We start from the raw sequence: 20427 nt of genomic DNA on the forward strand, positions 1-20427 counted from the left end.
TTGGCGCGACGCGCGGTCGTCGACGCACTCCGCGCGTGCTGCGGGATCCGCGAACCTCGCCGGAAACGATGCGCCGGTTCGTGAAGGCAGGCCGCCGCGATTCATCCCCGAGCCGCTCCTGGAAGCGGACGACGCAGCGCGTTTCGACGGCATGGTGACGGTCACCCGGCCGTGCCGCGCCAATTCGAAGCTCGGGCGAGCAAAACCGGCATGAAACAGCGCACGTTCCAGCAGCGCCTTTTCAGCGTCTTTGCTCTCCTGCTCGCATCATCAAGATAACTTTTCTTATCACAACAACACGATTACAAATCCAAACTCGCCGTTTCGAAAACGCGTCGGGTACTCGAAGTTCGCGCCGCGCCCATGCGTCCCGCCATCGCTTCGGGGGCAGGGGAGCGAACGTCCGTCGCACGCGCCGTCAATCCGTCGCATCGAGCCGCGCCAGCAGCACCGTCAACACGTCGGCCGTCGCGCGCGCGACGTCCTGCGCCGTCGTGTCGACGAACGCATGTGCGCATTCGCGATACAGCGGGTCGCGCATCCGGTACAGCGCGGCGAGGGTTTGCCGCGGGTCGGCCACCTGCAGCAGCGGCCGCCGCGTGTCATCGCGCGTGCGGCGCCACAGCGCATCGGGGTCCGCATGCAGGTAGATCACGCAGCCGCGCTCGCTCAGGCGCGCGCGGCTGCGCGGATTCAGCACCGCGCCCCCGCCGGTCGCCACGACGACGTTCGGGCGCTGCGTCAGTTCATCGACGATTTGCGTCTCGAGCAGCCGAAAGCCGCCTTCGCCGACCCTGTCGAACAGCTCGGCGACCGAGCGGCCGGTGCGCCGCGCGATCTCGTCATCGCTGTCGGCGAACGTCCAGCCGAGCGATGCCGCGAGCGCGCGGCCGAGCGTCGATTTGCCCGCGCCCATCATGCCGACCAGGAACGCGCGGTCGGGCAGGGCACGCACGTCGACCGTCGTGGCGACGGCGCTCATAACCGTCGCGCAAGCGGCCAGCCGGCCCGCGTCGCCGCGCAGATCCGCCGCGCGCGTACCGCGTCCGACAACGTGTCGAGCGCCGCGTCGGTGGCTGTGTCGTCGGCGTCGAGCAACGCGCCGAGCACCTGGCCGTCCGGATCGCCGGCCGCGATGTGCTCGGCCGCATCCGCCGCGATCGTTTGCGGCGTGCGTTCGTGGGCCTCGTCGCGTTCCGGCCGCCGCCACCCGTTGCGCAAGTCGCGCCATCGCACGACCAGGCCGCAGAACAGCCCGCCGCCCGGCACGGCTGCATCGTCGCGCGGCGGCGCTGTGTCGCCGGGCGTCGCGCATCGCGTGACCCAGCTCGCGAACTCGAGCAGCGACGCGTCGTGAGCGAGCGTCGCCGCGTCGAGCGCGACGGTCACGCCGGCATCCCGCAGCCGCCCGAGCAGCGGGCGCACGCCGTCGTGCGCGCCACCGCACGGCTGCAGCAGCACCTCGAGTTCGTCCTCGTGACGGCTGACGAGCGAACGATGCCGCTCGAGCGCGGCCGGCTCGAGCAACGCCTGCGCCGCATGCCGGACGATGACGATCGCGCGGTCGTCGCGGCGCTCGACGATCGCGCCGATCCGGCGCCGGGCGCGCGCCACCGCGGCGCTCACGTGTCGCTCCCGAAATGGCGCGCGCGCATCACAGCGAACCCTGGAATTCGAGCACGCGCGCCTTGAACTCGTCGGGCACGGCCTGCGTCGTGTTGTTCGCGTAATCGAACATCACGTGCGTCGACATGCCGCGCGCGACGATGGTCTGGTCGTCGCGTTCCATCAGGTGTTCGAGATCGAAGCTCTTGCTGCCGAAACGCACGATGCTCGACCGGATCGTCAGGTTGTCGCCGAATTGGGCCGGTGCGAGGTACTCGCACTGCGTCTTCACCATGATGTGCGGCAGCTTCTCGCTCCGCGGCAGGCCGAGGAGATCGAACATGTAGCAGAGATAGGAATGCTGCAGATAGTCGTAATAGACGGGACTGCTCACATGGCCCATCGAATCGGTATCGCGATACTTGACGTGAATCGGCGTTTCATAATGACGTTTCGACATGGTGATTCTCCGCAATGACTGGGTTGATTTATATATATGAACCTGATCGGCCTTTCAGGAATCTGAAAATTAATTGAACGCCTATCGCGACGCCACTATCAGAACGAATAGCGACCCGCTTCGAAAGGTTGAACAATCGGCATCCGTGCGCCATAAAATGCTACAGAATCGAGAATGGAAAATCACAGTCCCGGCCCGGAACGTGTCTCGAAATCAGGTAAACCCAATGCCTGAATTTCCGATCCTCTTGCTTATTTCTGTCATTCATAAGGTTATGAATTAGAAACTGGCAACTATGTTAGTTGCGCACGGAAAGCGCCATTCAATACAGTCGCGCTGTAGTAAAAAATCCCCCGAATTATCGACAGGAGGGCAGTCCCCATGCATGCGAATACCTGGACGACGAACCGTGACGCCGAGCTGCACCTGCCGTCCCCCGCGGATCTGGCCGGCGCGCTGCAGCCCGCGTTGCGCGCGTCGCGCACGGTTCATCTGGCTCGCCACGCGATCGTCGACGTGTTGAACGGCACGGACGACCGTCTCGTGGTCATCGCCGGCCCGTGCTCGGTGCACGACCCGGCCGCGGCGCGCGACTATGCGGCACGGCTCGCGCTGCAACGCGCGCGCTTCGCGGACGAGCTGGAAATCGTGATGCGCGTGTACTTCGAGAAGCCGCGCACGACGGTCGGCTGGAAGGGGCTCATCAACGACCCGCTGCTGGACGGCAGCGAACGGATCGACACGGGGCTGCATACGGCCCGCGCGCTGCTGTGCGACATCAACGGCGCGGAGATGCCGGCGGCGACTGAGTTTCTCGATCCGCTGTCGCCGCGCTACCTCGCCGACCTGGTCGCGTGGGGGGCGATCGGCGCCCGCACCGTGGAATCGCAGGTGCATCGCGAGCTGGCGTCGTCGCTGCCGATCCCGATCGGTTTCAAGAACGGCACCGACGGCAATGTCCAGGTGGCCGTCGATGCGATGTGCGCGGCCGCGCGCGCGCATCGCTTCCTGTCGGTCGACACGGGCGGCCGGCTATGCGCGGCGGCCTCGCCGGGCAATCCGCATACGCACGTCGTGCTGCGCGGCGGGCGCGAGCCGAATTTCGACGCAGCCGCGGTGCATGCCGCATGCGAACGCATGGCGGCCGCGCACTGCGCGCCGCGCGTGATGATCGACGTCAGCCACGGCAACAGCCGCCGCCAGTTCCGCAATCAGCTGGGTGTCGGCACGGCCGTCGCCGCGCAGGTCGCGGCCGGCGATACGCGCATCGTCGGCGTGCTGGTCGAGTCGAACCTGATCGAAGGGCGCCAGGATCTCGTGCCCGGCGTGCCGCTGCGCTACGGGCAGAGCATCACCGACGCATGCCTCTCGTTCGCCGATACCACGCAGCTCCTCGAGACGCTCGCGCACGCGGTTCGTGCGCGCCGGCGCGGGCATGCGCCGGCGCCGGACGTCGAGTTCGCGCACGAGCCGCTCCTCGCGTGCTGCGCATGAGCGGCCCCGCGCGACGCGGTCAGATTTCGGCTTCGTCGTAGATCCGCGTCGCGTCGCCGGCCCACGCGTCGCGATAGCGGGCAAGCCAGTGCTCGGCCTGGGTCGGCGCACCGGCGACGATCTCGTCGAGCGGCGCGAGATACACGGATTCGTCGCGGCCGGCCGCATCCCTGCGCGCCCGCGCGCGCAGGCCGCGATGCGCGATCGCGAGCGCATCGGCCGCGAACGCGCGCAACAGGCGGCCGTCGACCGACGCGCCGAGCCCGAAACGCGGCACATCGCGCCGCAGGGTCAGCAGCGCGCCGCGGTCGATCGCGGCGGCCAGCGTCTCGGCGTCCGACAGCGCGGTCGGGTCGTACAGCAGGCCGGTCCAGAATGCCGACAGCGCGACCATCATGGCGGGCGAACCCGCATCGGCGCCGCGCATCTCGAGGTAGCGCTTGAGCCGCACTTCGGTGAAGACCGTCGTCAGGTGGTCGGCGAAGTCGCCGAGGGTCGGCGTCTCGCCCTCGAGATGCGGAATGCGGCGTCGCATGAAATCGCGGAACGTCCATCCGGTCGCGTCCGCGTAGCGGTCGCCGCGCCGCACGAAATACATCGGCACGTTGTCGAGCAGCCAGCTCACGTAGCGCTCGAAACCGAAGCTGCGCGACAGGAACAGCGCAGGTACTCCGCAGCGATCCTCGTCGGTGTCGAGCCACGTGTGCGCGCGCGTCGACAGCAGGCCGGTCGGCCTGCCTTCGGCAAACGGCGAGTTCGCGAACAGCGCGGTCGCGACGGGCTGCAACGCAAGCGATACGCGCATCTTGCGCGCCATGTCGCTTTCCGATGCGAAATCGAGGTTGACCTGCACGGTGCAGGTGCGCTGCATCATGTCGAGCCCGCGCGTCCCGACGCGCGGCATGTAGCGCTGCATGATCCCGTAACGCTGCTTCGGCATCCACGGCAGTGCCGCGCGCGCAAGGTGAGGGTGAAACCCCAGCGGCGCGCAGCGCAGGCCGAGCGGTTCGCACGCGTCGCGCACCGCGGCGAGGTGCGCATGCAGCTCGGCATGCGTATCGTGCAGCGTTTCGAGCGGCGCACCCGACAGTTCGAGCTGGCCGGCCGGCTCGAGCGAGATCGCGGCGCCGTCGCGCTGGATCACGCCGACGGTCCGCCCGGCATCGACGATCGGCGCGCCGTCGCCTTGCAGCCCCGCGAGCACCGCGGCGATTCCCGACGGCCCGTCGTAAGGCGCGGCTGCGTGCGTCGCACGCGCGACGACGAACTTCTCGTGCTCGGTCCCGATCCGGAACTGCACGGCCGGCTTGCAGCCGGCGGCCAGATGATCGGCGAGTTGCTGCTCGGAGACGATCGGCGTGTGGTCCGACCCAACGGCATTCGACATCGACACCCTCCACAAGTCACATTGAGCGACCGACCGGCCGGTCGCACGGCGACTATAACGACGTCGATGCGGGTGCTGTACTGGCAGGGGTGATAGGGGCAGGGCCGTACCGCGCTACGGCTGCCTGCGCTTCGCGAAGTAATGCGCGGGCGAATCGCCGAACGCGCGGCGGAACATCGCGATGAAGTTGCTCGGCGTCGCATAGCCCAGCGCGTCGGCGATGTTGGCGACGCTGTCGCCGCTCGCGAGACGTTCGAGCGCATGCGTGAGGCGCGCCTGCTGGCGCCATTGCGCGAAGCTCGTGCCGGTTTCGGCGACGAACAGCCGGCTTAGCGTGCGGGCGGACAGCCCGGCCCATTCGGCCCACGCTTCGAGCGTGCGGCTGTCGTGCGGTTGCCCGAGGATCGCGTTGGCGATGCGCAGCAGCCGCCGGTCGCGCGGCATCGGCAGGTGCAGCGGCTCGTGCGGCGCGCGGCGCATCTCGTCGAGCAGCACGACGCTGATGCGTGCCTGCTCGACATCGAGCCTGTCCTGGTCCGCCCACGACACCGCGCGCCGCACGAGCGCGCGCATCAGCTCGGTGATCGCGATCACGCATGGCTGCCCCGGCATCCGCCGGCTTGCGGCCGGTGCGATCACGACGCTCCAGCCGCTCAACGCGCCGCTGATGCTGACCTTGTGCTGCTCGCCGGGCGGAATCCAGCCCGCGCGATGCGGCGGCAACAGCCATGAACCGTGCGGCGTGCGCACGTGCGCGAAACCGCTTTCCACGCAGAACACCTGCCCGCGCAGATGGCTGTGCCAGTCGACCTCGCGGGTGCCGAGCCGGTAGGTGTTGCTGCCGTCGTCTTCCCCCCAGACGGCGATCAGTGACGGGCCGTCCTCGCGTTCGCTCGGATCGGAATCGGCGCGCTGCACGGTGCGCGGTGGAGAAGTGTCTCGGATGGGCATGGCCGGAATTCATTATTTTTTGTCTAAACAACATTATCAGCTTTGCCCTGGGGCGTCCAACAATGCGTGTCGTGTTCAAACCGATACGAAGCAGAGGAATGCGATGCATGCAGCACTTGCTCCCTGGGCACGCGATGCCGGCGCACTGCGCGTCATGTCGCGAATCGCCGCCGCCGCCGCGCTCGTCGTGCTCGGCGCGTGCGCGAGCCGCGACGGGCTCGCACCCGCAGGCACGCTGCGCGGCGCCGATACGCTCGCCGCATCGCGCAGCCTCGCGCATGTGCCCGCCGCCGTCTGGCCGGCCGCCGACTGGTGGCGCGCGCTGAACGACGCGCAACTGAGCGCGCTGATCGACGAGGCGCTCGCCGGCAACCCCGATCTCGCGACCGCCGATGCGCGCGCACGCGAAGCGCAGGCGCTGGTAATCGAAGCGCGGGCCGCGCGGCTGCCGCATCTCGACGGCCGCGCGAGCGCAAAGGCCGAGCGGCTGTCCGGTACCCAGTTTTCGTCGGGCGAGGGCGGTGGCTTCTTCAGCCACACGCGCGAGGTCAATCTCGGCCTGAGCTGGGATCTCGATCTGTGGGGCGGGCGCCGTGCCGCGTGGGAAGCCGCGCTCGGCGAAGCGCGCGCCGCGCAGATCGATGCGCAGGCCGCACGCGTGCTGCTGTCGGTCAACGTTGCGCGCGCCTACGTGAATCTCGCGTATGCGTTCGATCAGCAGGACGTCGCGCGGGCCGAATATGTGCGCGCCGACGAAGCGCTCACGCTCACGCGCCAGCGTGTCACCAAGGGCATCGACAACGTCGCGCAACAGCGCCAGGCGGAAAGCGAAGTCGCGGCCGCGACGCGCGAGCAGGCACGCACGGCCCAGGCGATCGACAGTGCGCGCATCGCGCTCGCGATCCTGCTCGGCGCCGGCCCCGACCGCGGCCTTGCGCTCGCGCGGCCCGCGCCGCTGCCGACCGCCGCGCTCGCGGTGCCGGCCGACCTCCCGGCCGCGCTGCTCGGCCGGCGCGCCGACCTCGTCGCCGCGCGCTGGCGGGTCGAGGCGGCCAGCCGCAACGTCGCGGCCGCCCGTGCGGATTTCCTGCCCAACGTCAGTCTCACCGCGCTGATCGGGCTCGCGACGCGCGGGGGCGCATCGCTGTTCCAGGCCGCATCGCGCACCTACAACGCCAGCCCGGCCGTGAGCCTGCCGATCTTCGACGGCGGCGAGCGGCGCGGCGTGCTGCGCAGGCGTGACGCGCAATACGACCTCGCGGTCGCCGGTTACAACAAGACGCTGATCGGGGCGATCGGCGAGGTGGCCGACGATCTGCACCGGCTGGATTCGCTCGCCGTGCAGACCGATGCGCAGCAGCGTGCGTTCGACTCCGCCACCGATGCGTGGCGGCTCGCGGACGCGCGCTACCGGGCCGGCGTCGGCAGCTACCTCGACGCGCTCATCGTGCGCCAGCAACTGCTGGTCGCGAGCCGCGAGGTCGCCGCGCTGCGCGCGCAGCGCGCGGACCAGTCGCTGCAGCTCGTCGCCGCGCTCGGCGGCGGCTTTCGCGCCGAGCCGGACGACGTCGCGCTCGCCGCCACTCCTTCCCAACGTCCTTGATATCGAACCATGAGCAGCGACAACTCCCTGCAGACTCCCGCGCGGCCGGCCGCCGCCGATTCCGCCAGCGCCCGCCAGCAGCCGGCGGCCGACCACACCGGCGCACCCCGCGCGCCGGGCGGGCCGGACGCGCGCACGCCACCGGCATCCGGCGGTGCCGCACCCGCGACGCCACCCGCAGCGCCGGCACGGCGCAAGCATCTGGTGCGCGCGCTCGTCGCCGTGTTCGCGCTCAGCATCCTCGGCTGGGGCATCTGGTACGTGATCGTCGGACGCTGGTACGAATCCACCGACAACGCTTACGCGCAAGGCAACGTCGTCGAGCTGACGCCGCAGGTGACGGGCACCGTCGTGTCGATCGACGCGGACGACGGCAACCTCGTCCGCGCCGGTACGCCGCTCGTACGCCTCGACCCGAGCGACGCGCAGATCGCGCTCGCGACCGCGCAGGCCGATCTCGCGGCAACGGTGCGCAAGGTGCGCGGCCTGTACAGCAACGAACGCGGGCTGGCGAACAGCATCGACGGCGCACGCGCCGAACTTGACTCGCGACGCACCGCGCTCGACAAGGCGAAGGCCGACTACAGCCGCCGTGAGGATCTCGGCCGCTCCGGCGCGATTTCACGCGAGGAACTCGCGCATGCACGCGACACGCTGACCTCCGCGCAAAGCGCGTACGCGGCCGCGCAAAGCGCGCTCGCCACGTTAAGCGAGCAGCACCAGACGAGCAAGGCGCTGATCGACGACACCGCGGTCGCGTCGCATCCCGACGTGCAGGCCGCGGCCGAACGGCTGCGCGCCGCGTACCTCGCGCATGCACGCACCGACGTCGTCACGCCCGTCACCGGTTATGTCGCGAAGCGCACGGTGCAGGTCGGGCAGCGCGTGTCGCCCGGCGTGCCGCTGCTGGCGGTGGTGCCGCTGCGCGAGCTGTGGGTCGATGCGAACTTCACCGAGAAGCAGCTCGAACACATGCGCATCGGGCAGCCGGTCGAACTGACCGCCGACCTGTACGGCGACGCGGTGCGTTATACCGGCCGCGTGCAAAGCCTCGGCGTCGGCACCGGCAGCGCGTTTTCGCTGCTGCCGGCGCAGAACGCGACCGGCAACTGGATCAAGATCGTGCAGCGGCTGCCGGTGCGCATCGAGCTGACGGAGCCGGCCCAGCTCGACGCGCATCCGCTGCGCATCGGCCTGTCGATGCACGCACGCGTCGACCAGCACGACCGCAGCGGCGCGATGCTGTCGCGTCGCGAGCAGCGCGCGCCGGTCTTCCGCACCGACGTGTACCGCGACGAGCTGGCCCGCGCCGACAGCCTGATCGCCGACGTCATCCATGCGAACCTGCCGTCGGCAGCGCGCGCGGAGACGGTGCGATGAGCGGCCCGATGGCGGCCGCCGACAGCGGTTTTCGACCGTCGAGCGTCGGGCTCACGACCTTCGGCCTCGCGCTCGCGGTGTTCATGCAGGTGCTGGACGGCACCGTCGCCAACGTGTCGCTGCCGACGATCGCCGGCAACTTCGGCGTGAGCACGACGCAGAGCGCATGGGTCGTCACGACGTTCTCGGTCAGCAATGCGATCGCGCTGCCGCTGACCGGGTTTCTCGTCAAGCGCGTCGGGCAGGTGCGGCTGTTCGTGTGGGCGACGCTCGCGTTCACGTTCGCGTCGCTCCTGTGCGGCCTCGCGCAAAACCTGCCGCAGCTCGTTGCGTTCCGCGCGCTGCAGGGCCTGGTGGCCGGGCCGATGATCCCGACCACGCAGGCGCTGATGCTGTCGATCTACCCGCCGCAGCGGCGCGGTTTCGCGCTGTCGATGATCGCGATGGTCACGGTCGTCGCGCCGATCGCGGGGCCCGTGTTCGGCGGCTGGGTCACCGAGCATTACTCGTGGCGCTGGGCGTTCCTGATCAACCTGCCGATCGGCGTGTTCGCCGCGATGTGCGTGTTCGCGCAGATGCGCGCACGCGTCGAGACGACCGTTGCCGCGCGCGTCGACTATGTGGGCCTCGCCGCGCTGATCGTCGGCGTCGGCGCGCTGCAGATCGTGCTCGACAAGGGCAACGAAGCCGACTGGTTCAACTCGACGTTCATCGTCGTGATGTCGGTGGTCGCCGCGTTCGGCATCGCGCTGTTCCTGATCTGGGAGCTCAACGAGCCGAACCCGATCGTGAACCTGCGGCTCTTCGCGCATCGCAACTTCGCGGCCGGCACGCTGACGCTCGTGCTCGCGTATTCGGCGTTCTTCGCGGTCAACGTGATCGTGCCGCAGTGGCTGCAGCGCACGCTCGGCTACACCGCGTTCTGGGCCGGGCTCGCCGTCGCGCCGATGGGCGTGATCCCGGTGCTGATGACGCCGTTCATGGGCAAGTACGCGCCGCGCTTCAACATGCGCGTGCTCGTGTGCTGCGCGTTCGCGATCCTCGGCACGTCGTCGTTCCTGCGCGCGGGTTTCGTGCCCGACATCGACTTCACGCACATCGCGCTGATCCAGCTGCTGCAGGGCCTCGGCCTCACACTGTTCATCATGCCGATCAACAGCATCCTGCTGTCCGACCTGAAGCCCGACGAGATCGCCGCCGGCTCCGGCCTGTCGACGTTCCTGCGCACGCTCGGCGCGAGCTTCGCGGTGTCGATCACGTCGTTCCTTTGGGACCGGCGCGCGATCCTGCACCACGCGCAGCTCAGCGAGCACGTGAGCGCGTTCGACCCGGCCGTGCGCGCCGAAGTCGCGCGGCTCGGCGGCGGCGATCCGCAGCGCGCGGCGACGCTGCTGGGCAACCTGGTCGATGCGCAGGCGTACCAGATCTCGTTCAACGACGTTTCGTTCGCGCTCGGCTGCGTGTATCTCGCGGTGATCGCGGTGGTCTGGCTCGCCCGTCCGCCGTTCGGCCCCGGCGCCGCCGCGAAACGATGAAGCGGGCGCCGCGCGGCCCGTTCCGACCCATGCTGTTCAATTCGATGGAGGTTGACCCGATGCCCACCCACCACGCTGGTGCCATGCCCCCCGACCTGGCGACGCTCGCCGTGTTCGACGTCGCGGAATTTCCGTTCGTCGTCGTGCGCAACGATGCGATCGCATCCGCCGGCTACGCACAGCGCTGGCTCGACGACATGCACGCGCTGATGCGGCACGGCGAGCCGTTTGTCATGATCTTTCCGCCGGCCCGCCCGGATGAAGCGCACGACGACCGCAAGGAACGCGGCATGTGGCTCAAGCAGAACCGCGCCGCGCTCGCCGCGGTCTGCCGTGCGCTCATCACGATCGAACCGGACCCGGCCGAGCGTGAGGCGGCCATCGCGAACGCATCCGGCATCGAAAAGGCGTTCGGCATTCCGTTCGACGTGACGGCGTCGCTCGACGACGCGAGGCAGGCAGGCCGGCGACGTCTGGCCGAGGCGGTCTAGCGCGGCCCGTTCACGCGCAACGTCTCGAACCGGTTGCGCAAGTCCGCCTGGCTGCAGATTCCAACTAAACGAACGGGGTGGCTTGTATGAATGGACTGGATTGTCTGAAATGGTTGGTACCCGGCGACACGGACGCGTCATGGCAGAGAATGACCGACGCGGCCGCCGGAATGGGGTTCGACAAGGTCGTGCTGATCGTGTTGCCGTTTAGCGGCGCGTCGTTCGATCTCGCGCGCAAATGGAGCAGCGGCGTGCCCGGCTGGACGGCGCTGTACCGGCAGCGCCAGTTCGACCGCGTCGACCCGATGCTGCGGCATTGCTTCCGTTCGGCACTGCCGCTCGTCTGGGACGACGCATTGTTCGCGCTGCCGGAGCAGCGCCCGTGTTACGAAGCGGCGGCCGCGTACGGCATGCGCAGCGGCGTCGTGCTGCCGGTGCGCGGCGCGAAGGGGGAGGTCGGCATGCTGTTGTGTGCGAGCACCGACGAGCTCGCCGCGACGCGCGAGCACTGCGACCGCCATCTCGCGGCGCTGACGCTGCTGCGCGACGTCGCGTGCGAAGCGATCGCCGGCACGCGCTGCCATGCACCGCCCGACAGCGTGCCGCGGCTCAGCCGGCGGGAAGTCGAATGCCTGCGCTGGCACGCGGCCGGCAAGACGTCGTGGGAAATCGGCCACATCCTGAACGTGACCGAGTCGTGCATCAATTTCCACTTCATGAACATCCGCCGCAAGTTCAACGTGTCACGTCGGCACGAAGCCGTGCTGCGCGCGGTCGAGTGGGGACTGATCAGCATCTCCGACGTGACCGTGCCGACCTGATGCGGGCGCGTCGTCGAGCCAGCGGTCGAGAAACGCGCTGAGCCACGCGGCCGTCGCGCGGTCGTGCCGCCGGCCTTCGCGTGCCTGCGTCGCGAGATCCTGCGCACCGGGCGCAGACAGCTTGTGCGCGGCGGCCGTACTCCAGCGCCGCATCATCGGATAGCTCACTTCCGGATGAAACTGCACACCGTATGCGCGCGGCCCGTAGCGCACGGCCTGGTTCTCGAAGTGCTCGCCGGTCGCGAGGATCTCGAGCCCGGCGACGCGTTCGAAGCCCTCGCGATGCCACTGGTAGACGTGCGACGGCCACGACCCGAGGCGCCGGCCGGCGGGCGTCGCGGCGATCGGCCAATAGCCGATTTCCGCGCGCCCGTCACGATGGGCGACCACGCGGCCGCCCAGATGGCGGATCATCATCTGCGCCCCCAGGCAGACACCGAGAAAGGGCGCCGCCTCGCGCAGCGGCACGCCGATCCAGTCGATTTCATCCTGAATCCAGCGATCGCCGTCGTTGGCGCTCATCGGGCCGCCGAACACCACCGCGCCCGCATGGTCGGCCAGCGTGGCCGGCAGCGGATCACCGAGCGGCGGGCGGCGAATGTCGAGCGGATGGCCGCGGGCGGCAAGCAGCCGGCCGATCCGGCCGGGGCTCGACTGTTCGCGGTGCAGGACGATCAGGATCGGACGAAGGGCGGAGTGCGTCATGTCGTTTCGTGAGTTCGTGAGGTCGTGAGACCGCGAGGCCGTGTGAGCCGTCACGCGGAGCGTCAGCCCGGCTGGCCGCGCAACGCGTCGAACGACACCATGACCTGTTCGCGATAGGCGGGGCGTCGGCACAGGCGGGCGTACCAGGCCTCGACGTGCGGTAACGGCGGCCGCTCGACGTCGAGCGAGAAATAGCGGAACAGCGTCGCGCCGGCCGGAATGTCGGCCAGGCCCGGCGTCGCACCGCCCAGGAAGGGCTGGGTCGACAGCAGCCGGTCGAGCAGCTGGAAATGCGTCGCGCTGCGCGCGGCCTTGTCGCGCACGAGCGCATCGTCGCGCCGCTCCGGCGGCGTTCGCACGAGCGCCCAGAACAGCCCGGTCATCACCTCCGGTTCGAGCGCGGTCTGCGACCAGTCCATCCAGCGCTCGGCGCGCGAACGGGCGAACGCGTCGCGGCACCAGAACGGATTGTTCGGCACCCGCGCGGCGAGATAGCGCAGGATCGTGTGCGACTCCCACACGACGTCGCCATCCCAGTCGATCACCGGAATCCGGCAGGTCGGATTCAGCGCCGCGAACGCGGGCGTCTGCAGCGAGCCGTGTTCACCGCCTGCCGCGATGTGCCGGTACGGCACGCCCAGCTCGCCGATGAGCCACAACACCTTCTGCACGTTGAACGACGTGCGGCGGCCCCAGACGGTCAGCATCGCGCGGCATCCTCGCAGGCGGCGGCCTGCCGCGCGCACGCCGCATAACGATCGAGACCGGCCGCGAGATCGGCGATCAGGTCGTCCGGGTCCTCGAGCCCGACATGCACGCGCACGCCGCGACTGCCGGCCGGCCAGCGCGCGGCAAGGCCGTGCGCGTCCAGTTCGAACGGCAGCGCGAGGCTTTCGTAGCCGCCCCACGAATAACCGAGCCCGAACAGCGCGAGGTGGTCGAGAAACGCTTCGACCGCGTGCGGCGGCGCCGGCTGCAGCACGACCGAGAACAGCCCCGATGCGCCGCGAAAATCGCGGCGCCACAGCGCATGTCCGTCGTCGCCGGGGAGGGCCGGATACAGCACGCGCTGCACTTCGGGGCGCGTCGCGAGCCAGCTCGCGACCGCCAGCGCGTTGCGCTGGTGCTGCCGCAGCCGCACGCCGAGCGTGCGCAACCCGCGCAGCGCGAGATAGACGTCGTCGGGGCCTGCGCACAGCCCGAGATCGCCATGCAGCTGCTTCAATGCGGGCCACGCGCGTTCGGTGGCCGACACGGTGCCGAGCATCGCATCGGAATGCCCGACCAGGTACTTGGTGCCGGCCTGGATCGACAGGTCGATACCGAGCGCATGCGGCTGGAAGAAGAGCGGCGTGGCCCAGCTGTTGTCCGCGACGACCAGCGCGCCGTGTGCGTGCGCCAGCCGGACGAGCGCCGGGATATCGTGCATGTCGAACGTATAGGAGCCCGGCACTTCGACATACAGCGCGCGCGTATTTGCACGGAATGCGGCGGCGACGGGCGTGCTGCCGTCGTACCAGGTCGTCTCGACGCCGAGCCGCGCAAGCACGCCTTCGCACGCATGGCGTACCGGGCCGTAGACCGATGCGGTCATCAGCAGGTGATCGCCGGGCTTCAGGCACGACAGCAGCGCCAGCGTGCACGCGGACAAGCCCGACGGACACAGCACCGCACCGACACCGCCTTCGAGGCTCGTCACCGCGCGCTCGAGCGCGTCGGTCGTCGGCGTGCCGCGGCGGCCGTAGATATACGGCTGCGTGCGGTTCAGCAGATCGGACACCGTCGGGCTGAGCACGGTCGACGCATGGTAGACGGGCGGATTGACGAAGCCGTGCCAGGCCGCGCTGTCGCGGCCCGCGTGCATGAGGCGCGTGTCTTCGTGCATCCGGTCGTTCATGCCGTCGTGCCGGGTGCCGTCCGGTCGCGACGGAGGGGCGGCGGACTTCAAGGCCATAGCGCACACCGTTCCCAGCGCTGACCGTCACGACGGTACGCCTGCCGCGCGAAGCGGCGTGCGCTGTCGGCACGCCAGAATTCGGCTTCGTCCGGCGCGAGCGTGTACAGGTGCCAGTCCTCCGACACGAGTGCGGGGTCGGCGGCCAGCCGCGCGAGCTGCGCGTCGATCGCGCGCGTCAGGTCGGCGGGATCGTCGAGCCGTTCGCTTTGCCGGCCGGCCAGGATGCTCGCGCGCGACCGCTCCGGGCGGCCCGCGAAATCGGCGCGGCCTTCGGCGGCCGGCAGCCGCTCGACCGGGCCGCTCAGGCGGACCTGGCTCGCGATCGCAGGCCAATAGAACGTCAGCGCGGCGAACGGCCGGTTTTCGATCTGGCGCCCCTTGGGGCTGCGCGTGCTCGCCGCGAAATGCCAGCCGCGCGCGTCGACGTTAAGCAGTACGACGGAGCGAGCGTCGGGCCGCCCGTCCGGGCGGACCGTCGACAGCGTCATCACCTGCGGTTCGACGGCGCCTGCGACAACGGCCTCGTCGAGCCAGCGTTCGAATTGCGCTTGCGGCGTGTCGGGCCAGTTCTCGGCCGGAACATGCGGCGCCGCATGCGCGAGGGTTTTCAGCGCCTTCAGGCGCGTGGCGATCGTATCCATGGCGGGCTCAGGCAATGCCGAATTGCGTCGCGCGGGCGATCAGCCGATGCGCGGCGAGATAGTCGGGGACCTCCGCGAGGAAACCGTCGACGACGGCTGCGGCCACGCGGCGGCCGCCGGACGCGCGCCGGGCGGTGTCGAACGCGTCGATCACGCGGCGGGCGAGGGCGACTTCGTCGGCCGTCGGCGTCAGCACGCGATTGACGACCGGCACGAACTGCGCGTTGACGATCGCCTTGGCGTGGTATCCGAGGCCGCGCGACACGCGCATGTCGAGCTCCGCGCCTTCGTTGTCGGCATAGCTGTACGGGCAGTCGATCGCGGTGATGCCGACGGCCGCGCATTCGACGCGAAAGCGCGAACGCACATAGTCGAGCTCGCGGCCCGCGCGGGTGCGCTCGGCCCCCATGTCGGCCACCATGTCCTCGGTCGCGACGAGCACGGCGGACACGCGCGGGCTCGAACGCGCGATCGCCATCGTGTTCACGAGCCCGAGCGTCGACTCGATATTCGGCACCAGTTCCGTCGAGCCGGGCGCGATATCGTATTCGCGCTCGAAGCGCGTGACGGCTTCGTCGAGCGCGACGACCTGCTCGGGCGTCGCGACGTACGACATCATCACGATGTCCGGCCGGCCGCGCATCGCCGCGCGCAGATCGTCGATGCCGCCCGCGTCGAGCGGGTTCACGCGCACGGACGCGAGGATGCCGGCATCGCGCCAGCCCGCGAGCACGCGCTCGCTGAGTTCGCGCGCGGCCGGACGCCGGTCCGGCGGCGTAAAGGTTTCGAGTTCCTGGATCAATACGTCCGCGCCGCTCGCGGCGCCGTCGACGAGCGCATCGTGATCGGCGCCGGCGAGGAACAGCCAGGAGCGGCGCAGGCGGGAAGGGCGTCGGTGGGTCGTTGTCATGCTTGGATTCCTGTAGGGTGCGTCGTACGCATGTCGATGGCGGGCGTTCAGCCGGCGCGCATCATCTGGTTGAAGATGTTCTTGCGATGCATTTCCTCGGTTCCGCCGACGCTCATGAAACCCAGCGCGTCCGACGCGAATGCGGCCACCGGCCCGGCCTGGTAGCCGAGGCTGCCGTACAGCCGCACGAGGCCGAGCGCGCCGTCGACGAGATCCTGCGCACCGACCAGCTTCGCGATCGAGCAGGTCATCAGCGCTTGCGGGTGATCCGTCAGCAATTGCGCGAGCGCGCCGCGCGCGAGCCACGTGCCGCGCTCGATGCCGATCTGCAGATCGACCAGGCGGCGCTGCACGTACTGGTGCGCGTCGATCGTGCTGTCGAAGCTGCGCCGGTCGCGGCAATAGGCGATTGCGTCGCGCAGGTACGGCGCCGTCACCTGCGCGGCGACGAGGCCGTAGTAGAGGCGGCCGAGCGAAATGATGTCGATCAGGTTGCCGAGCCCGGCGCCCGGTTCGCCCAGCAGCTGGCCACGCGCGATCGGGCAGTCGTCGAAATGCAGCGCGCCGGTGGGCAGGTCGTCGAGGCCGAGCTTGCGGTCGGGCGCCGCGACGGTCATGCCCGGCTGGTCGCGGTCGACGATCACGAGCGCCGTATTGCGTCGGCCGAGCGTTTCGACACGCGTGACGACGAGGATGAAGCGCGCGAGCGGCGCGTGCGCGATGTTGAATTTGCTGCCGGTCAGCCGGTAGCCGTCGCCGTGCTCGACCAGCTTTGTCGCAATGCTGCGCACGTCGGTGCCGGTGCCCGGTTCGGCGATCGCCGTCGCACTCAGTTCGCCGCGCAGGATCGCGCCGAAATAGCGGTCCTGCTGGGTTGCCGTGCCGTAGCGTTCGAGCGCGCGCACCATGCCGGCCTGCGCGATCACCGACAGCAGCAGCGCCGGGCGGCGGATCGTCGATGCAAGCCCTTCCAGCGCCGCGGAAAAGTGCCACCAGCCGTGACCGTCGCCGCCGTAGGTCTCCGGCACGATCATGTCCCACAGTCCTTCCTGGCCGAGCCGGGTCCAGCCGGCTGCATCGAATCCGGCAGGCGCGCGAGCGTCGCGTTCCGCCGCGGCGATCTCCGTGCCGATGTCGCGAAAGCGCGCGAGCGTCGCATGCTGTTCCTGCGTCCAGTCAAATGGCATCTGTCGTGTCTCCGGTCGAAGCGGCGCGGCCTCGGACGGCGCGCCAGCGATGCCGACAAGAGTAAGGGGGCACGGACAGCGGAGGTACTGGCAGTAGTGGTAGTTGCCGGGTGGGGTGTCGCGGCAGGGACAGGCGGGCGTGGATCTTCGCAGGGTGTGTTCGAGTGCACGCGTCTCGGTTGGTCGGGGCGCGCTGGTTGGATCCCGGCATCGCATTTCATCTCGCGTCGCGGGACGATATCGAATCGGAATAGCTGTTCACGGAGCGACTCGTTCTGGCGGTCGGTCATCATCTTCTCGCGAAGAAGCGCCGGATCCGTGGGAAGCGCTCGACTCGATAGCGTTCGTATTGCTCACTTATTGCCGGGCTTCGCTCGGTGTCCCGATACCAGACCCGCCGCGCCATGCTTCCGCAGCCTGGCGACCAGCCAGCGAATCTGCCGTGTCGTGACCCTGACCCAAGAAATAGTCCGGTGCAAAAGTAGAGAAATTCGGCATGATGTGTCCACGCGGACACGAAGGTCATGCCATGAAGACGAGCAAGTTTACGGAAGAGCAGATCGCATTTGCCCTGAAGCAAGCCGAGCTGGGTACGAAGGTCGAGGAGATCTGCCGCAAACTCGGAATAAGCGAGGCGACTTTCTACAACTGGAAGAAGAAATTCGGAGGGCTGGGGCCTTCTGAGTTGCGCCGCTTGCGCCAGCTCGAAGAGGAAAACACGAAGTTGAAGCGGCTCGTGGCGGACCTGAGCCTGGACAAGGCCATGCTGCAGGACGTACTCGCAAAAAAGCTCTGAAGCCTGCCCGTCGGCGCATGTTGATCGATGAATTGCGTGATCGCTATCGAACCAGCCTGACGAAGACTTGCGCGTTGTTTGGCATGTCTCGTTCGCTGTATCGGTATCAGTCGGTTGCGCGTGATTCGTCGGCGCTGCTCATGCGTATCAAGGAGATCACCGCCACGCGCGTGCACTATGGGTATCGGCGCGTTCACGTGGTCCTGCGACGGGAAGGCTGGCGAGATAACTGCAAGCGCGTCTACAGGCTGTATCGGGCGGAGGGACTCTCACTGCGGCATAAGCGGCCACGACGCAACAAATCGGCTCGGCTGCGACAGCCCAAGCATATCGTGACCGCGATCAACGAAATCTGGAGCATGGATTTCGTTGCGGATGCACTGTTCCAAGGTCGAAAGCTTCAACGGGCGCTTCCGGCAGGAGTGTCTGAACGCACATTGGTTCTTGTCATTGGCCGACGCGCAGAGCAAAATCGACGACTGGCGCACGTACTATAACGAGGTTCGTCCCCACTCCGCATTGCAGTGGATGACACCCGCAGAATTCGCCCGTCAGGCAAGGGAATCCGCCTCGCCTGACAACTCAACCAAGCCGGAAATCTCCACTTCCGACCGGGACTAATTCTGGTTCAGGGTCAATGCCGACCCGATCGGAGCTCGAAGAGGCGGTGGAAACTGGGGGCAGTGGCTTCTAGAGGATCCAGACGGCCAATGCCGGCTGTCGATTCTGCGAGCGTGAGCGGACAAGGCCAGACTCTATCGACCGCAGCAGTGTTTGAATTTTCGCTGGGACCCGCACGGACAAATGGTGTTGCGGCCGACCTTTGCCACCGTTCTCCGAGCAGACGGCTTTTCTCTCGTGACAAACTCTGTCGTAGTTTGCCGATGCATTGTCAGTGACGGCGAGCAAAAGAAATTCCAACCCACGTTGTCCTGTTCATACTGCGCGCGGCGTGCCTCAGGCCAGTCAGTGCAGCGCATCAGGAGAAAGTCCTCTGCATTGCTCGTGTGGAACTTCGGTGCGTCGATCGCGATCCCAACTATCGTCGTGTACTGTGGGCACTTGTTTTTCGCAGCACCACAAGCAATTTCGAGAATCCGCCTGCGCTTGCCACGATATTCTTCCTCGTCACCGCGAATCTCCGGTGGGACGCGCAGTTGCAGAAATACATAGGCCTTGCTTCTATCGTAGGACGGAATCAAGGTCACCTGGCGCGTGATCGAGTCGCTCCCAATCACTGGAAACGAACGGATCGCGGCACGCAATCGTTCCGCGAGCACTCGACGAATGAAGCGGGGCTCCTTTGCCATTTCGTGGATTGCGTTAGGCTGCCGTAACAATTCCGCATCGCCGAGCAGGACGCCGTCGAGATAGTTCTGACACGTTCGCTGAATCAACTCGTCCCACATGTACGAAATCCGATCCGCAGCCTTCGTATCGCGATACAGATTCGATTGCTCGAACCCGAACCAACCACCTTCACCGATCCCGACGCCGTGAAGTTTTCGCTCTAGATCACCGATGAAATGACGCTGCCGGGCTTTGTCGTAGTTCAGGAGGTAGTGGGCGAGCAGGTCTTCTTCGCCACAATACGACAGCATGTCGAAGTCGCGAATTGCAGCTGTCTTCTCGTCGAGGTAGGCGGTGAAGTCGGAAACCGTGTCCAGTTCCCGAAGGACGATCGGGAGATTGTGACTGTCGAACACATGGACCGGGTTCTTCCGGTCGAGATTGATGAAGAAGGGGTACTCTGGGCCATCGGCATCGTCTGCATACGTCACGGCGAGACTGCCGTATACGTTGTCTTCCGAGAATGCCTTGCATGCGCTCTTCGCGCCATGCGCGACGACGATTTTGTGCACGATCGCGTGCGTTGGATCGATCGCAACAGGAAACGGCTTCGCGCACTTCCGATCGGTGAAAATCGCTCGCCCGCTTCGAATGTACCGTTCGGCACCGTGGGCGGTTTTGACCTGCTTGTCGATCACGCTGCGCCGCCACCGATTCCAAGCGATTAGCGCATCGGTGTCGGCAGTGTCGCGATATTGATTCTGCCGGTCGAAAAAGATGAAGACGTGATTCTCGAACACCGCGAGCAAGTCGCATAGTTCATGTCCGTCGTCCTTGAAGGGATTCGGATAGCTCCATAGCTTCAGGAAAGAGCGCTCGCAGAACTCCGCGAGCAGTTGCTCGGTTGGGGTGACGCCGTTTGAATCAGCGGAAGCCATGTCGAGATGGTGGATCCTGAGATGTGCCCAGTAGATTATAGGCAGCGGGAATCAACCAAGCATTCGCCACGGCCTGTCACTTCGCCTATGTTCGAAGTAAATTCGTCAGTTCGCGTCGTAGGGTTCCGCAGCCGGACTCTGGGTTGATAATTACATAGTCGATAGCTGTAAGAAAGAGTAGGGTCAAAGACTGGCTACGACCGACTGCTCCCGGCCAGAAGCAGTCAGTGATCAATTCCGCACAGCCGACAGTGGAGTGGCTGCTTCGTTCCGAAA

General features: G+C 67.6%; 18 protein-coding genes and 1 pseudogene. 7 read left to right on the plus strand and 12 right to left on the minus strand.

Features of this window, described 5'->3' with window-relative positions:
• Positions 1-418: 418 nt before the first annotated feature.
• Genes VK92_RS02755 through VK92_RS02765 form a run of 3 tightly spaced genes read right to left on the minus strand, consistent with a single transcriptional unit; the run spans position 419 to position 2065 of the window.
• Positions 419-982 (minus strand): shikimate kinase, encoded by a 564-nt coding sequence (locus VK92_RS02755; protein ID WP_048022713.1) that lies wholly within the window; start codon positions 980-982, stop codon positions 419-421.
• Positions 979-1626, minus strand: coding sequence for a hypothetical protein (locus VK92_RS02760; protein WP_048022715.1), 648 nt, complete (start codon positions 1624-1626; stop codon positions 979-981). Before VK92_RS02760 ends, VK92_RS02755 begins: the two co-directional genes overlap by 4 nt.
• Before the next feature lie 28 nt (positions 1627-1654).
• Positions 1655-2065 carry an acyl-CoA thioesterase gene (locus VK92_RS02765; protein ID WP_021159585.1) on the minus strand — a complete coding sequence of 137 codons (411 nt, stop codon included), beginning with the start codon at positions 2063-2065 and terminating at the stop codon, positions 1655-1657.
• Between the two features lie 381 nt (positions 2066-2446).
• Between VK92_RS02765 and VK92_RS02770 the strand changes: the two genes are divergently transcribed.
• Positions 2447-3559 carry a 3-deoxy-7-phosphoheptulonate synthase gene (locus tag VK92_RS02770; RefSeq protein ID WP_063778371.1) on the plus strand — a complete coding sequence of 371 codons (1113 nt, stop codon included), beginning with the start codon at positions 2447-2449 and terminating at the stop codon, positions 3557-3559.
• 19 nt (positions 3560-3578) lie between these two features.
• On the opposite strand, the gene VK92_RS02775 is transcribed toward VK92_RS02770, so the two are convergent.
• Entirely contained in the window at positions 3579-4946 is a 1368-nt protein-coding gene (locus tag VK92_RS02775) for a glutamate--cysteine ligase (protein WP_048022717.1), read from the minus strand.
• Positions 4947-5060: 114 nt separating this feature from the next.
• Complete coding sequence (locus tag VK92_RS02780) at positions 5061-5897, minus strand: AraC family transcriptional regulator (protein WP_021159581.1); 837 nt, start codon at positions 5895-5897, stop codon at positions 5061-5063.
• 103 nt (positions 5898-6000) lie between these two features.
• On the opposite strand from VK92_RS02780, the gene VK92_RS02785 reads away from it, so the two are divergent.
• The 5 genes from VK92_RS02785 to VK92_RS02805 all read left to right on the plus strand — a co-directional run bounded on the left by VK92_RS02785 (position 6001) and on the right by VK92_RS02805 (position 11727).
• Positions 6001-7500: an efflux transporter outer membrane subunit gene (locus VK92_RS02785; protein ID WP_048022719.1), complete on the plus strand. Its 1500-nt coding sequence runs from the start codon at positions 6001-6003 to the stop codon at positions 7498-7500.
• 9 nt (positions 7501-7509) lie between these two features.
• Positions 7510-8880 (plus strand): HlyD family efflux transporter periplasmic adaptor subunit, encoded by a 1371-nt coding sequence (locus tag VK92_RS02790; RefSeq protein ID WP_082160840.1) that lies wholly within the window; start codon positions 7510-7512, stop codon positions 8878-8880.
• Positions 8877-10415 (plus strand): DHA2 family efflux MFS transporter permease subunit, encoded by a 1539-nt coding sequence (locus VK92_RS02795; RefSeq protein ID WP_048022721.1) that lies wholly within the window; start codon positions 8877-8879, stop codon positions 10413-10415. Before VK92_RS02790 ends, VK92_RS02795 begins: the two co-directional genes overlap by 4 nt.
• A 29-nt stretch (positions 10416-10444) precedes the next feature.
• Entirely contained in the window at positions 10445-10906 is a 462-nt protein-coding gene (locus VK92_RS02800) for a hypothetical protein (protein ID WP_225740409.1), read from the plus strand.
• A gap of 86 nt (positions 10907-10992) precedes the next feature.
• Positions 10993-11727 carry an autoinducer binding domain-containing protein gene (locus VK92_RS02805; RefSeq protein ID WP_081057231.1) on the plus strand — a complete coding sequence of 245 codons (735 nt, stop codon included), beginning with the start codon at positions 10993-10995 and terminating at the stop codon, positions 11725-11727.
• On the opposite strand, the gene VK92_RS02810 is transcribed toward VK92_RS02805, so the two are convergent.
• The 6 genes from VK92_RS02810 to VK92_RS02835 form a co-directional block, all read right to left on the minus strand.
• Positions 11650-12432, minus strand: a complete 783-nt coding sequence (locus VK92_RS02810) for a glutamine amidotransferase (RefSeq protein WP_048022725.1) — start codon at positions 12430-12432, stop codon at positions 11650-11652. The two genes, VK92_RS02805 and VK92_RS02810, sit on opposite strands and share 78 nt — an antisense overlap.
• Before the next feature lie 62 nt (positions 12433-12494).
• Positions 12495-13139, minus strand: coding sequence for a glutathione S-transferase family protein (locus VK92_RS02815; protein WP_048022896.1), 645 nt, complete (start codon positions 13137-13139; stop codon positions 12495-12497).
• Positions 13133-14329 (minus strand): cystathionine beta-lyase, encoded by a 1197-nt coding sequence (gene metC, locus VK92_RS02820; RefSeq protein ID WP_048022727.1) that lies wholly within the window; start codon positions 14327-14329, stop codon positions 13133-13135. The genes VK92_RS02815 and metC overlap by 7 nt, the downstream gene beginning before the upstream one ends.
• Positions 14330-14376: 47 nt before the next feature.
• Positions 14377-15030, minus strand: a complete 654-nt coding sequence (locus tag VK92_RS02825; RefSeq protein ID WP_021160967.1) for a pyridoxine/pyridoxamine 5'-phosphate oxidase — start codon at positions 15028-15030, stop codon at positions 14377-14379.
• A gap of 7 nt (positions 15031-15037) precedes the next feature.
• Positions 15038-15940 carry an HpcH/HpaI aldolase/citrate lyase family protein gene (locus VK92_RS02830; protein ID WP_048022729.1) on the minus strand — a complete coding sequence of 301 codons (903 nt, stop codon included), beginning with the start codon at positions 15938-15940 and terminating at the stop codon, positions 15038-15040.
• A 47-nt stretch (positions 15941-15987) separates the two neighbouring features.
• Positions 15988-17127, minus strand: coding sequence for an acyl-CoA dehydrogenase family protein (locus tag VK92_RS02835; RefSeq protein WP_021160965.1), 1140 nt, complete (start codon positions 17125-17127; stop codon positions 15988-15990).
• A 529-nt stretch (positions 17128-17656) separates the two neighbouring features.
• Between VK92_RS02835 and VK92_RS02845 the strand changes: the two are divergent.
• A pseudogene (locus VK92_RS02845) lies at positions 17657-18544 on the plus strand (IS3 family transposase).
• 134 nt (positions 18545-18678) lie between these two features.
• On the opposite strand, the gene VK92_RS42750 reads toward VK92_RS02845, so the two are convergent.
• On the minus strand, positions 18679-20151 hold the full coding sequence (locus VK92_RS42750; protein ID WP_048022731.1) for a YecA family protein: 1473 nt from the start codon (positions 20149-20151) through the stop codon (positions 18679-18681).
• Positions 20152-20427: the final 276 nt, after the last annotated feature.

This window comes from Burkholderia sp. LK4 (genome assembly GCF_001043615.1).
Lineage (GTDB): Bacteria > Pseudomonadota > Gammaproteobacteria > Burkholderiales > Burkholderiaceae > Burkholderia > Burkholderia cepacia.